The following is a 13,348-nucleotide window of genomic DNA, read 5'->3' as shown; positions in this document are numbered from 1 at the left end:
CTGTGGATCTGAGGACGGACATCTCGTGGTCATGAAGAACTATCCGCCGGAGTTCAAGGCGGACGCTGTCGCGCTGTACCAGTCGCGGCCCGGAGCGACGATCAGGCAGATCGCCGCTGATCTGGGGATCAACCCCGAGACGCTGCGCAACTGGATCCGGGCGGGCGGCGCGAGCCGTCCCCGCGGTCACCGGGCGGAGGAACCGGCCCGGCCACCGGTGCCCCTGGAGGCGGAGAACGCCGCTTTGCGCAAGAAGGTCCGTGAGCTGGAGGAGGAACGCGAGATCCTGCGGAAGGCGGCGAAGTATTTCGCCGGGGAGACGCGCTGGTGAACCGCTTCCAGTTCGTCGCCGACCATCAGCGCCGCTTCGGCGTGAAGCGGCTGTGCACCATCCTCTGTATCGCCCGCTCCAGCTTCTACCACTGGCGCGCGACAGCCCCCGACCGGGCCGCCCGCCAGGCGGCCGACGCCCGCCTCGCAGCCCGGATACGGGCCGTGCACCTCGAATCGGATGGCACCTACGGCGTTCCCAGGATCACCGCCGAGCTCCGCGCGGACGGCGAACATGTCAACCACAAGCGGATCGCCCGCGTGATGCGAAGCATCAATCTGCAAGGAGTGCGGCTGCGTCGCAGACACCGCACCACGATCCCGGACGAGGCGGCCGCGAAGACCCCCGACATGATCAAACGGGACTTCACGGCCGACACGGTGAACAGTAAGTACGTCGGTGACATCACGTATCTCCCTTTGGAAGGCGGGAAGTTCTTGTATCTGGCCACCGTCATCGACCTCGCCTCACGGCGTCTGGCCGGCTGGGCACTCGCGGAGCACATGCGAACCGAGCTCGTCACCGACGCCCTGGCCGCCGCCCAGCGAACCCGCGGCAGCCTCGCCGGTGCGATCATGCACACCGACCACGGCGCGCAATACGTGAGTCGGGCATTCGCCGAAGCCTGCAGGTCAGCAGGGGTGATCCAGAGCATGGGCACGATCGGGTCCAGCGCGGACAACGCACTCGCCGAGTCCTTCAACGCAGCCTTCAAACGGGAAACACTCCAAGGCAGAAAGTCCTGGCCCAGCGAGCGCGAAGCCCGCCTCGACGCATTCCGGTGGCTCCACCGCTACAACACCCGGCGCCGTCACTCCCGCCTTGGACACCGCAGCCCCATCGCCTACGAAACAGCAGCCACAACACCATCAACTACGCTGGCCCAAGCCGCATAACCCGTGTCCAGTATTCGGGGTCAAGGCCCGGCCTCCTTGTGGATCGCGCTGCTGGTCAGCCACGGCCAGAAGCTGCTCTGCATCCCCGGCCGGACCGTGCACCACGCCTCAGCGGCCTACCGGGGCAGCGGGAAGACGGACGCGCAGGACGCGTTCATCATCGCCGACACCGCCCGCATGCGCCGTGACCTGCAGCCTCTGCAGGAGCTCGGTGAGATCGCAGTAGACCTGCGGATTCTGACCGCGCGCCGGACCGGCATCGCGGCCGACCGCGCTCGCGCGATCAACCGCCTCCGCGCGCAGCTGCTGGAGTACTTCCCCGCCCTGGAGCGTGCCTTCGATCTGAGCACCTCCAAGAGCGCGCTGATTTCGCTGGCCGGCTACCAAACCCCGGCAGCCCTGCGAAGGATCGGCCGGTCGCGGCTCACGACCTGGTTGAAGAACCACGGCGTGCGCACCAGCACCGCTGCCAGGAGCACGGCCGGGGCCGCGGTGACCGCCGGAGAAGCCCAGTTCACCGTCGTTCCCGGGGAAAGGACCTGCGCGCGGATGGTCCACACGCTGGCCGCGGCGGTGCCGGCCCTCGACGAGGAAATCTCGGAGCTCGAAGCCCAGATCGAGGCCCGGTTCCGGGAGCATCCCGACGCAGAGGTGATCACCAGCATGCCCGGCATCGGCATGACGCTGGGCGCCGAGTTCATCGCCGCTACCGGTGGAGACATGTCTGTGTTCGGTAGCTCCGACCGGCTCTGATGGCGCTCTTTGATGTCCTCAGGTGCCGCTCTTCAGCTGGCCAAACCTGCTCAGGTAATCTCCCCACCCTTTGCGTGATCCTTGTCGGCGTGTCGAACTGGTGTCGGCGTGTCGTGGAGAGCCTGCGTGAGCACGGAGTTCGGCCTGTTTGAAGGGCCCTGGATGCTCACCTGGGAGGAAGACGTGGATGCTCACGCATTGCGTCGCCAGGGCTGGTCGATCTCGGCGATCGCCCGGCACCTGGGGCACGACCGCAAGACGATCCGCGCCTATCTGAATGGCGAGCGAGTCTCCGGCTATCGCCGCCAGTCGCCGGACGCGTTCATGCCCTTCTTGGAGTACTGCCGCCAACGGTTGAGCGATGACCCTCATTTGTGGGCCTCGACGCTCTTCGACGAAGTGGTGGAACTCGGCTATGCAGGCGGGTACTCCACGTTCACGCGAGCCCTGCGGCGATACAAAACACGTCCGCACTGCGAACCATGCCGGGCTTCGAGCGGCCGAGACGTGGCGATCATCGCGCATCCTCCGGGCGAAGAGATCCAGTTCGACTGGGTCGAGCTCCCGGACCCGCCCGCGGAGTGGGGCGTCGGTGCCAACGCGCATCTCCTCGTCGGTGCCCTGGCTCACTCGGGGCGATGGCGGGCCGTGCTCGCCAAGGCAGAGACCTTCCCGCACCTGGTTCAGTCCATCGACGCAGTGCTGCGGCGCCTGGGCGGAACCGCCCGGAGGTGGCGGTTCGACCGGATGGCCACCGTCTGCCACCCGCCGACGGGACGGGTCCTGCCGACCTTCGCTGCCGTCGCGAAGTACTACGGAGCCGGCGTCGACATCTGCCCGCCGCGGCGGGGCAACCGCAAGGGCGTCGTCGAGAAGGCCAACCACTCGGCAGCCCAACGCTGGTGGCGAACCGTCCCCGACGGCATCAACATCGAGGCAGGCCAGAACGGCATCGACAAGCTGGCCGTCCAGATGGACAGCCGCAAACGCAAGCTTGATGGAGCCTCGACCACAGTCGGCGCGCTCGCCGAGGCCGAGCCGCTGCTGGACCTGCCGACCCGTCCGTTCCCCGCCGAGCTGGAGCAGACCCACGTCGTCAGCGCGCAAGGACTCGCCTCCTTCGCCGGCAACCACTACTCCGTCCCGCCCGGGCTGACCGGCGCCCACGTCACCGTCCGGATCCGGCTCGGCGAGGACGACCTGCATGTGGTCACCGCTGGCCGCGCGGTCATCGCGCACCACCGCCGGGCACCGGACGGGGCCGGACAGACCATCCGGGACGCCGGACACGTCATCGCCCTCGAACGAGCCGTACTCGCCTCGTTCTCCGACAAGGCACCCTGCCGCACCAAGGTCCGCCGGCCCCCGTCGGCCGCGGCCCAAGCGGAAGCCGAAAAGCTTCGCGGCCGCCCCGAATCGGACGTCGCGAACCGGGTCGTGATCGACCTGTCCCACTACGCCGCCGTTGCCGACCGGCTGCGGCAGGCCCCCACCCACGAAGACCAGGAGCGTGAGAGTGAGTGACACCATGCCGATGAGCGAGGCCCGCCGCTACCAGCAGCTGCGAGGACACCTGTCCTATCTGAAACTTAACGACGCCGCCGAAGCCCTTCCCCGCGTCCTGGACCAGGCCCGCGCCGAGCGGATGACCCTCACCACCGCCCTGGAGAAACTCCTCGAGATCGAAGTCGAGGCGACCGAGGCCCGCAAACTCTCCTCCCGGCTGAGGTTCGCCTGCCTGCCAGAACCGTGGACCTTGAACGACTTCGACTTCGCAGCCCAGCCCGGCGTCGACGAGAAACTCATCCGCGACCTGGCCACCCTGCGGTTCCTCGACAACGCCTCCAACGTGCTGCTGGTCGGCCCGCCCGGCGTCGGCAAGACGATGCTGGCCGTCGCACTCGCCCGCTCCGCGGTCGACGCCGGCCACCGCGTCTACTTCACCACCGCCGCCGAACTTGCCGCCAAGTGCCACAAGGCCGCCCTCGAAGGCCGCTGGTCGAGCATCATGCGGTTCTTCGCCGGCCCCCGCCTGCTCGTGATCGACGAGCTCGGCTATCTCCCGCTGCCGGGCGATGGCGCTTCGGCCCTCTTCCAGGTGATCAACCAGAGGTATCTGAAGTCGAGCACGATCCTCACGACCAACGTCGGTATCGCCGACTGGGCCGGCGCTTTCGGCGACGCGACCGTTGCCGCCGCGATGCTCGACCGGCTCCTTCACCGCGCCGCCGTGGTCGGCATCGACGGACCGTCCTACCGGCTCCGCTCTCACCAGTCCCACGCCGACAACCTCCGCAAAGGGGTGACCGGACGTGCTGGTTGAATTTCGGGAGTGCCCCATTTGCTGGACGTCATTCCAGGTCAACCGCAATGCGGCGGCCCGGCACACCTACTGCACCCCTCGCTGCAAAGCAGAGGCCGCTCGGCGCCGACGCCGCGAACGCGACGAAGCCGCAGACCTCGCTGAAGGCGAACCGATGACGCCAGCATCGCCAGACCCGACCCCACTCGCACCCACGGCCGTCCGGAACTGCCCGCACTGCGACAAGCCCACCAGCGATCGGTGAGTCCTTCTGCTTCCCGCTCCCCACTTTCCCCAGTTGGTTCACTTCGTGAACCAACTGGGGCGAAGAGCAGCAGTGGGGAAAATTCGAGATCGGCATCAATGTCGCGGCGGCCCTGGACCTCTCCGGTGCCAAGGGTGTCCAGGTGGGTGTCGAGCTGGCGGATGACCGACTCGGGGAGGGCTTTGCCGATGCCGTCCTCGTCCTTCCAGGCGGATGCGGTGCTGTACCGGGTCGCGGCTGAAGGGTCCCGCGAGGGTGTTCAGGTGTTCGGACCGGCGGCCGTAGTCGATCAGCTGGAAGAAGCAGGCCAGGAGTGTGCGCCGCTGGGAGGAGCGGTAGGCGGTGCCGTCGCGTCGCAGTGCCGTGCGGAAGGCGTCGACGACCGCGCTGGCATCTGTGAAGCCCAGTGCTGCCGGGTCGAGGCCTTCACCGGGCCGCTGGGCCAGGGCGCGGGAGGCGATGGCCAGGGCGCGCATGGTGTTGGAGTAGTTGTCGGTGCGTGGGGAACTGGTGGTCAGCCAGTGCCGGAGCAGATCGCGTAGCCAGGGCTGGTGGATGGTGCGCAGGTCAGTGGTGCCGGGCATGTGGCGCAGCGCGAGCGCCTGGAGGTCGTCGGCGTCATCCCGCACGGCCCCGGAGCCAGAAGCGTCCGCGAAGCCGTCCACAAAGCCAGTGGGGGCCTTCGAGCGGGGAGTTCCGGCCTGGCCCAGTACAAAGCCCGTACGGGCTCCGTGATCGTCTCCAGAGCCCACACAGAGCAGCTGGAGGATGGCACGGAGGTCAAGCTCGGGGTATTTCTAAGCAAGAGCAGGCGCGCGAAGCTGACCCCCGACAAGCTCGGCGCGCTCGCCGCCCTCGGGCTGGCGTGGGCGGCGGCGGGGTAGCTGCGCCTGCCGGGATGACGCCCAGCCGCTGTCGGGGCTCCCGGTATCCGACTGCGGGCTCGCGCTGGCTGGCAGACGAGTTGATCATTCAGGCAAGGGTCTCTGTCGGTGCGGTCTGTTTTGGGCGGGAGGTGGGCATGCCTGCGCGTGCTTTGTGGAAGTGGGGCGCTTTGCCGGTGTCCACGGGAGTGATGCTCTTGGCTCCCGCGCTACTCCCCGGGGAGGAAGCACCCCGGACCGTGCTCAGGTACAAGGGTGGGGTTGCCAGGCAGGTCGCGGACTCCCGTTCCGGCATCGTCTCTGCCACCGCCGCGACTTCGCCTTGGGTAGGGAGCGCCTCCCGGCTGGTGTTCCGGGCTGTTGGGCGCGCCCGGCCGGGGCTGGGGTGCTGGCTGTCCGGTTCGGCCCGGGGCCGGGTGTCTACGGGGTGGGACAGCCACTGGCGGCGCGTCTGAGTCACCCCGTGCCGCAGAGCGACCGGTCGGCCGCGGGCAGCGGTCGAACAGGGGCTGCGGGTCACATCCGTCCCGGACGCCGGAGGATCGTGGCACTGGGTGGACGCGCAGACCCTCCACTTCAGGCCGCCGTCCTTCTGGCCCGCGCACGCCGTCATCACCGCCCACAGCATCCTGGACGGGGCGAAGATCACAGATTCGCTGTACGGCGGCGGTTCGGAAGCCTTGAAGATCACCACGGGAGACCGGGTCGAGGCGGTTACCGACGTGGCCCGGTTCTCCATGACCGTGTACCGCAACGGCCAGGCCGTCAGGACGATTCCGGTGACCACCGGCAAAGACGGCTACCGAACCCGCACAGGGGTCAAAACCGTTCTGGAGAAGCAGCCGGCGATCCGGATGAACGGTGAATCCATCGGCATTCCCAAGGACAGCCCCGATGCCTACGATCTCGACGTCCGCCATGCCGTCCGGGTCACCTGGAGCGGGGAGTACCTGCACGCCGCACCCTGGTCAGCCGACGCCCACGGAGCGGAGAACGTGAGCCACGGCTGCACCGGCATGAGCACCGACAACGCCGCCTGGCTCTACGACACCCTCACTCCAGGAGACGTCATCCGCGTCATCAACGGTCCCGGACCGCAGATGAACGCTTTCGACAACGGCTACGGAGACTGGAACCTCAACTGGGCCCAATGGCAAGCAGGCAGCACCCTGCCGCCCCCGCCAGCCGCGGAACACCCACCTACCCCAGCCGCTCCACGAATGACCCCCCTGCTCTGAGGTGCCGCATGCCCCCTGCTCCAAGGGCGCGCCGGGGCGGGGACAGGTTCGACAGTTGACATCTCGCGCGTCCCGGCACAAACGCCGGGCGGAGCCCCTTCTCACCGTTCCAGCAAGGCTGGAGCAACCGGCGGAGACCTGGCTGTACGTCATCGTGGTGACGTACAGGAGCACGCACCCCGAATCAGACGACTGAGGCTTTTTATGTGATATGTACCTTTGTGAAGCTGGTTGCAGTCAGCAGCCGGCCGTTCTGAGAGGTGACGTAGATGCCGGAAATGCCGCACGGCATGCAGGACGCCGCAGAGAAGGTCAGGAAGATCGAGTCCAACGTCAAGTCCGCTCCCGCGGACTGGAGCAAGAAGCAGGAGACCACCGAACTCCTGCGTGAGCTCAAGTCGACGGTCGAGCAGCAGACCCGCTGACGGCAGGCCCGCATAACGCCCCTGTGCTCTCTTCTCGCCTGGCATGTGCGAGGGGGGGAGCACAGGGGCGCCGTCACGTAGCCGACAGCGTGGGACGGCCTCTTGCCTGGCCGCGTCCACGCGACCGGCCAGGCCATGAAGCGCGACACCGTCCTACGACAATCGCCACACCCGGTACGACGACGCCTCAGAGGGCGCGGCCTCGGTGTCAGGCGCGGGCCCCGAGGCCGGGTTGGTGTGCTCGGATTCCGTCCCGGGAGTGAACGGCGAGATCCGGGCACGCGTCGTCTCCCCCGCGCCCAGGTCCGCGAGGCACGCGCGGCGATCTCAGCCCCACCCGCTCAACGCCCCACAGAGCGGGCCCGGACGAGATCCGAAGCCCGGGGAGCGCCGTAGAGGCATCCCCGTGCAGACCCTGCGCCGCCCGCCCCGGGAAGAGAGGGAAAGGAAACATCTCTCCTCGGTCCTACAAGAGAAGTGTCGACGCCGGAATCCGGTGACCCATGGCCCGTGACCTGCACGGACGCAGAGTGCGCTCGTGCGGGTCGGCAACCGGCCGGGCAGCCTGTGCCGCAACCGATCAGGCAACTCACCGCGCGACCAACCAGGCAACCCGGCGAACAACTGGACCAGCCCGCCGCTCAAACGCTTGGCGGAGCCACCTCTCACCGTTCCGGCGGGTTCGGAGCAACCGGCGGAGACCTCGCCTGTACGTCATCGCGGTCACATACAGGCCTGTACTCGTCGAGGACGAAGGTCCTGTTGTGCTGCCGCTTGCCGCGAAAGAGGTCTTCCCGGCTTCGCAGCATCGGCGAGGCTCTTGACGATGCGGTGGGTCATCTGGAGCTGACGCCCGATGGAGCGACAGCTGTGGCCGGCTTCCAGCAGCGCGTGGACCGTGGCGTGCCTGGCTCGGACGCGATTGGCGAACCGCTCGCTCAGCGGCTTCCCCGAGGTTGTGTCACAAGTGCCAGCGGTCGGCGACCTGCGTCGCCTGGGGTGCCCCGGCAGAGGTGCCTTCGGCGAAGAACGGTGCGCGGTCCCGGCAATCAACCTCGATCCATACTCCGGCTGATGGACATGCCGAGCACGGGAGCCAGGCGGTCGCCAGCTCGACCAGCCAGGGCGAGGCCGACTGCGGTCAGGATGGAACGCAGTCGTTCGGTGTGCTGGCCGTGCCTGCAGGTGAGACCGGATATCTGCTCCACGGACGTCTGGCCTGGGCACTTGGTGTTCCCGCACCGGAACCGCCGGACCCGCAGCTACGCAGCTGGAGTACGACGCTTCGTCCGGCACTCGGGACATCAGCGAGACCGCAGGTAGGAGCTGTGAACCCAGGTCGACTGGTACTCCGCATCCCGGGCAGGCAGCGTCGGCCGTGGTGCAATACGCGTCAAGGTGAACCATCTCGATATCCACGTCCACGCAGGACCGCGGAGCGCAGCGCGGCCAGTTCCGACTCCCGAGACGGGTGCACCGGCGTGACCGCGACGCCGGTGATCGCGTTCGTCGCGCAGTCGGTGAGCCAGGTGATCCACGGCCTGCGGGCCTTGCCATCGACATCGACCAGCACCGGGGCCTGCACGTGGTCGGTCTCCCACACCTTGTTGCGCCAGCCCCGCGGCCGTGCCAGGAACACATCGTGCTTACGCGCCTCCCGCTCACCACTCGCAAGCCCCGCCCGCTCCCCCGGCGTCAGATCACGGCGGATCGCCCGGTGCAGCGTCGTCAGCGACGGCACACCCGGCGGCCGACCTGAACCGCGCGGTGCCCCGGCCTGCGCCCCGGCGCCGGGGCGTCCAGCCCTGCGGGCAGCGAGTTCACGCTGCACCAGTGAGGCGATCAGCCAGGCAACCGGTCGGGGCGGGTACCCGGACGCCGTCGCCGCGACCGGGATGCCAAGGTGCACGGCGGGCGCAGCGCGTGTCCGTACGTCATCAAGGTGACGTACGGCCCGGGGTGACGACGTACGCGGTGGGCTCAGCCGGGCTTGTGCTCCTGGTCCTCGGGCCGCGCCCGCCGAGGGTGGCCCAAACAGTGACCCACGCAGGTCAGAGCCGGTGGGGCAGTGTGGCTGACCGGACTCACCACGGCCGGTCAGCGGACGTTCAGCGCCTGCATCTCGACAACGCGGACGGTGAACGCGGTCTCCCGGACCTCGGTCAGGGTGCCGGCGTCTCCAAGGGCGGGCGCGGTCCACTCCACCGTCCACGTCGCGGTGGCGCGGCCCGCGTAGCGCTGGTCCGGCTTGTCGTAGGAGGCGCGCTCGTAGAGATGGCCGCATATCGGGGACGAGCCTGAGCGAGGCCGGGCCCGGCCGTGGGGGGCGGCCCCGTCCGCCACCTGCCTGCGCGCGGCCGGGGCCGACCGGACGACCCCTGTCGTACCTCCGTGGTACCCATGTCCCATGCGCCAGTTCCGCGACTTCAACCTCAAGCTGCTCATCATCGAGGAGCTCATGTACGGCCCCGAGCCCCTCCTCCCGGTCTACGACCTGCCTGCGCGGCTGGCCGAGCGGGGGATCGCCGACCCAGCGTCCTACGCCCTGGAGAACGGCCTCCACGCAGAGGTACTGCCGCAGTCCCGGGCCTATTTCGAGGCCCTGGAAATCCCGGCCGAGCTGCTCGCCCGCGTCGAGGAGCTGTGCTTCGACGCCGGGGCGGACGTCTTCCGGCACTGCGCCCCCGCCTGGGACGGCGAGGACGACCTGTTCGACGTCCGCTCGCTCGAGGACCTCTCCCTGCTGCCCAACCTGCGGGAGGTCACCTTCGTGGAGGACGGCGTCCTGGCAGTGCCGGACGCGGCGGAGGTCTTCGCCGCGCGCGGCATCGACACCGACTGAGCCCCCGCATCCGTCAGTCGCCCGCCGCCCCGGGAGGAGAACAGGTGAACGCCGCGGCAGCCGTCAGCACAGCGCTCTCGCCCGTCAGGCCAACCCACAATGAGCTTGTTCAGCGGTGAGTCTCGAGGGTGAGGATGGCTTTGGCGATTGACGTCATCCGGCTCGGGGTGCAGCGGGCTTTGCGGAGGATCCGCCAGGTCTTGACCAACGCGATGGATCTCTCGACGGGCCACCGCAGACGCGGGCGCGCGCGGTTGACGCACTTCTGTTTGAGCGTGAGGTCCTTGCCCGGCCGTCGCCGGTGGGGAACCGCGGCGGTGTCACCGGCTCCCTGGTAGCCGCGGCCGGCCAGGACCGGGATGCCCAGGCGGATGCAGGTGGCGGTGATCCGGTGCCGGCGGGCCGCGGTCAGGTCGTGGGTCCGGCCGGGCAGGGCGGGTGAGATCCACACCAGCATGCCGTCCGGAGCGGTCACCACCTGCAGGTTCACCCCGTGCCGGCGGTGCTTTCCCGAGTAGTGCGCCCGGCCGTCACCGGTCCGGTCGCAGTCGGCAGGAGTCCCGTCCGGCAGCACGTAGCGGGCGTCGGCGGATCTCAGCGCTTCGGTCAGACCGGGGGCGAGCCCGGCGAGGTGGCCGACCACGGCGTGGACATGGGCGTGGGCGGTGCCCAGGCCGGTGGCGAAGCCGGCCGCGAGTTGCCGCAGGGTGTCGTTCTTGCGCAGGTACACCAGTGCGACCAGGGCGCGCTCGGACGGTGACAGCTTGCACCTGCGGTCACCCTCCGCACGGGTGACGATGAGCATCGTGACCCACTCCACCAGGGCATGCGGGACGTCGAGTACGGCACGATATGGAACCACGAGGCCCCGAGTCGAAGAGCTGCGGACGTCAGACATCCCGCTCAACAACTCGAGGGCCTCTCCCGGCACACCACGCCAGCCATCACCCGATCAGTGGCCACATTGAACAAGCTCAATGCGTCCGCAGCGGCCAAGGAGATCAGGCCGCCCCTACGGCCCTGGATGGCACGCTCTGGCATACCAGCAGGCTAACGGCCAGCACCGACACGGTGATAGCCGGTGACCGGCATGGTCCGGGAACTGCAGGGCGCCGGAAGGGTGACTATCAGCCCGCCCCGGTGGTCGGCCATGGCCGACACCGAGATCCTGAGGGTGGTGCTTTCCCACTGGTGTATCCGATCCAGTGCTCCCGGATACACCAGTGGTCCCTTCGCGGCGGGACATTCCGCGAAGGGACCACCGGTGCTGCCGCCTCAGCTGGTCCTGGTCCCTGAAGGGGCAGTTCTCCGCTGCTTTTCCATTGTCAGCGGGCAGAGCAGGAGACGCGACACGGGAGTGTCATGCACGGCTGACAGTTATGGAGCCCGCGGCGCGGCACACTCCGATATGCCCCTTCCGCCCACTACGGTCCTGGCACGAGGTAGCACAGTAAAGCCCGGGGCGGCGACACTCCCGGGGTTCACTGCTGCGGTGCCGGTCGCGGCACAAACCCTTGGACCTGGCGAGTGGAATCCCCCCTTCAGCCGCCAGGTCCAAGGGCCGGCACTCCCCCGGCCGCGGACCAGGCATCCGCGAAGCGTCCTGCTGAGTCCGGCGGCGCCAGCCATCAACCGCGTGCGAAGACACCGAGCGCTTCACCGGCCTGTTCCAGCATGAGCGCGCGTACCCGCCGGAACCAGCAGGCCGTACGCCTCCGGACAGGAGTCGATGAGCTCGTGCCGGGTTCGGGCGGGAAAGGCAACGACCTGACGGGCCACACCGTTCGGAACAGGCAGCCCGGGGACGGTACTCATACCCCGGGCACCGGACCGACCCGGTCTCCTGCAACCCCTCCTGCCAGCCATGAACCCTCAAGACCCAGGCCACGTTTACGCCCGGGTGCGCTCGCCGACAAGCTGGAGTGGGAAGCCGCGTTGAAGGAGGTCGACGAGGGACTGTCCGGGCCTCCTGGTTGAGCTGACCGGCATTGAGCACGTCGAGCCCAGTGGCAGGCCGCGGGCCGCGCCGTGCCCGCCGGAACCTCTCCGCCCGCCGCGCCGCTGGCTCCCGGCCCGCGGGAAACGTCCCTCAGTCACCGGGCATACTCCGGGGGCTGACGGCCCCTGCCGCGGCCGTCGGCGCGTCACACACGCCGGACCGGGCCCGGTGGCCGTATCGTGCGCCTGACCACCCGCCGTGACACTCCGGCCGGCAAGGTGTTCCGGGAGGGACTGTGGAGCTGCGGTCGCATGCCGGGAAGCATGACCACATGTCGGCCCGCCGGTACGCACACACCGACCAGGACGCGGTGCTGGCCCTGCTCCAGGCCGACCGGCTCCCCGGCCTTCCCCCGGCGGCGCCATTCCTGCTGGATCAGCCGCTGTCAGGGCCCGGCGCGGACCTGGCGGAAACCTTCGTCCTCGTCGGCCCGGCCGGCCGGGCCGAGGGGGCGGTCCGCTGCGGGGTACGGCCCGGGGACGATGCCGGGGTGATCTGGTGGCTGCATGGCGGTGAGGATTTCGGCGTGATCGCCTCCTTGCTCGCGCTGGCCCGGGCGCACCTGGGCGAGCGGCGTCCTCTGTATGCCTTCGGCGGGTCCCCGGACGCGGCGGTTCTGCCCGGGCTGCCGGTCAGGCACCGGCCCGTCACGGTCCGGGTCCTGCAGGCGGCCGGGTTCATCCCGGATGGTGCCATCTGGTATTTTCGGCGCCTGGTGGCTGTGCCCAGGCGCCCGCCCGGCTATCCGCTGGCCGAGGTCACCGCGCTGACCGATCCGCCCGGCTGGCGTCTGAAGATGACCGACACCGGCGGCCGGCTGCTGGCCACCGCCGTGCTGCACGCCGCTGACGGCACCGTGGCCCTGGCCCGGCTGGCCGTCCACCCCGCCCACCAGGGCCGCGACACCGGCGGGCGGCTGCTGGCCCAGTGCCTGCACCTGGCTGCCGCCCACCACGCCACCGACGTCACCGCCCGCACCAACGCCGGCGACCACACCGCAGCCCACCTCCTCGCCGCCGCCGGCTTCGCCCTCATCGACACCCCGACCGTCTACCGCCGCCCCTGACCAGCCCGGCCACGGACGCCACCAGCCCACCACCTCAGACTGACCTCCGGCTCTGGCTTCCGGATGCCGATACCGGCGTCCCGGCCCCCTGCCCCGACAGCGGCCGGACAGCACCCGGAGGGCGGCTGATGCGGTCTCTTCGGCATACCGGCCCCGGTCATGGGCCCCGGAAAGTCAGGACGGGGGTCTCCCCCGCGTCCTGGCCCCATCCTTGTGCCGCCGCCCCGTCTGTACGGTCAACGGATGCCTGCGTACGAGCCGGCGCCGCCGCAGGCGCCTGATCGCTCGTAGCGGTTCGGCATTCGGCACGGCCGGACGGCCCCGATGCCCGTCGTGTTTGCGCCAGT

13 protein-coding genes are annotated in these 13,348 nt (G+C 69.3%); 9 read left to right on the top strand and 4 right to left on the bottom strand.

Going from position 1 to position 13,348, the window contains the following annotated elements; translation table 11 throughout:
- Window positions 1-25 precede the first annotated feature (25 nt).
- The 4 genes from OG462_RS44890 to istB all read left to right on the top strand — a co-directional run bounded on the left by OG462_RS44890 (window position 26) and on the right by istB (window position 4,303).
- Window positions 26-1,227 (top strand): IS3 family transposase gene (locus OG462_RS44890; protein WP_406053589.1). Its coding sequence is split into 2 segments (ribosomal slippage): window positions 26-311 and window positions 311-1,227, totalling 1,203 coding nucleotides; the frame shifts between segments, so codons are not numbered across the junction.
- Between the two features lie 36 nt (window positions 1,228-1,263).
- Window positions 1,264-1,980 carry an IS110 family transposase gene (locus OG462_RS44885; protein WP_406053430.1) on the top strand — a complete coding sequence of 239 codons (717 nt, stop codon included), beginning with the start codon at window positions 1,264-1,266 and terminating at the stop codon, window positions 1,978-1,980.
- Window positions 1,981-2,106: 126 nt separating this feature from the next.
- Entirely contained in the window at window positions 2,107-3,504 is a 1,398-nt protein-coding gene (locus OG462_RS44880) for a transposase (protein ID WP_406053432.1), read from the top strand.
- Complete coding sequence (gene istB / locus OG462_RS44875) at window positions 3,497-4,303, top strand: IS21-like element helper ATPase IstB (RefSeq protein ID WP_244529887.1); 807 nt, start codon at window positions 3,497-3,499, stop codon at window positions 4,301-4,303. Before OG462_RS44880 ends, istB begins: the two co-directional genes overlap by 8 nt.
- 339 nt (window positions 4,304-4,642) lie before the next feature.
- Here the strand turns inward: istB and OG462_RS44870 are convergent, their stop codons facing one another.
- The gene (locus tag OG462_RS44870) at window positions 4,643-5,131 is read right to left on the bottom strand and encodes a hypothetical protein (RefSeq protein WP_406053434.1); all 489 of its coding nucleotides are present in this window, start codon (window positions 5,129-5,131) and stop codon (window positions 4,643-4,645) included.
- On the opposite strand from OG462_RS44870, the gene OG462_RS44865 reads away from it, so the two are divergent.
- From OG462_RS44865 to OG462_RS44855, 3 genes are all read left to right on the top strand, one after another.
- Window positions 5,132-5,431 (top strand): hypothetical protein, encoded by a 300-nt coding sequence (locus OG462_RS44865; RefSeq protein ID WP_406053436.1) that lies wholly within the window; start codon window positions 5,132-5,134, stop codon window positions 5,429-5,431.
- A 509-nt stretch (window positions 5,432-5,940) separates the two neighbouring features.
- Window positions 5,941-6,669 carry a L,D-transpeptidase gene (locus OG462_RS44860; protein ID WP_406066267.1) on the top strand — a complete coding sequence of 243 codons (729 nt, stop codon included), beginning with the start codon at window positions 5,941-5,943 and terminating at the stop codon, window positions 6,667-6,669.
- A 269-nt stretch (window positions 6,670-6,938) separates the two neighbouring features.
- The gene (locus OG462_RS44855) at window positions 6,939-7,094 is read left to right on the top strand and encodes a hypothetical protein (protein WP_319323310.1); all 156 of its coding nucleotides are present in this window, start codon (window positions 6,939-6,941) and stop codon (window positions 7,092-7,094) included.
- 1,393 nt (window positions 7,095-8,487) lie between these two features.
- On the opposite strand, the gene OG462_RS44850 is transcribed toward OG462_RS44855, so the two are convergent.
- Together OG462_RS44850 and OG462_RS44845 are read right to left on the bottom strand one after the other, a co-directional pair.
- Window positions 8,488-8,835 carry a hypothetical protein gene (locus OG462_RS44850; protein WP_406053438.1) on the bottom strand — a complete coding sequence of 116 codons (348 nt, stop codon included), beginning with the start codon at window positions 8,833-8,835 and terminating at the stop codon, window positions 8,488-8,490.
- Window positions 8,836-9,191: 356 nt separating this feature from the next.
- Window positions 9,192-9,503 carry a hypothetical protein gene (locus OG462_RS44845; RefSeq protein ID WP_406053440.1) on the bottom strand — a complete coding sequence of 104 codons (312 nt, stop codon included), beginning with the start codon at window positions 9,501-9,503 and terminating at the stop codon, window positions 9,192-9,194.
- Here OG462_RS44845 and OG462_RS44840 point away from each other — a divergent pair.
- Window positions 9,502-9,936 (top strand): DUF6892 domain-containing protein, encoded by a 435-nt coding sequence (locus tag OG462_RS44840; protein ID WP_406053442.1) that lies wholly within the window; start codon window positions 9,502-9,504, stop codon window positions 9,934-9,936. The genes OG462_RS44845 and OG462_RS44840 overlap by 2 nt on opposite strands.
- A gap of 109 nt (window positions 9,937-10,045) precedes the next feature.
- On the opposite strand, the gene OG462_RS44835 is transcribed toward OG462_RS44840, so the two are convergent.
- Entirely contained in the window at window positions 10,046-10,798 is a 753-nt protein-coding gene (locus tag OG462_RS44835) for a transposase family protein (protein ID WP_406053444.1), read from the bottom strand.
- Between the two features lie 1,408 nt (window positions 10,799-12,206).
- Between OG462_RS44835 and OG462_RS44830 the strand changes: the two genes are divergently transcribed.
- Window positions 12,207-13,001 carry a GNAT family N-acetyltransferase gene (locus OG462_RS44830; RefSeq protein ID WP_406053446.1) on the top strand — a complete coding sequence of 265 codons (795 nt, stop codon included), beginning with the start codon at window positions 12,207-12,209 and terminating at the stop codon, window positions 12,999-13,001.
- Window positions 13,002-13,348: the final 347 nt, after the last annotated feature.

Origin of the sequence: Streptomyces sp. NBC_01077, assembly GCF_045162855.1 — a bacterium.
In the GTDB taxonomy this organism is placed as follows: domain Bacteria; phylum Actinomycetota; class Actinomycetes; order Streptomycetales; family Streptomycetaceae; genus Streptomyces.
This window is presented reverse-complemented; position numbering and strand designations above follow the sequence as displayed.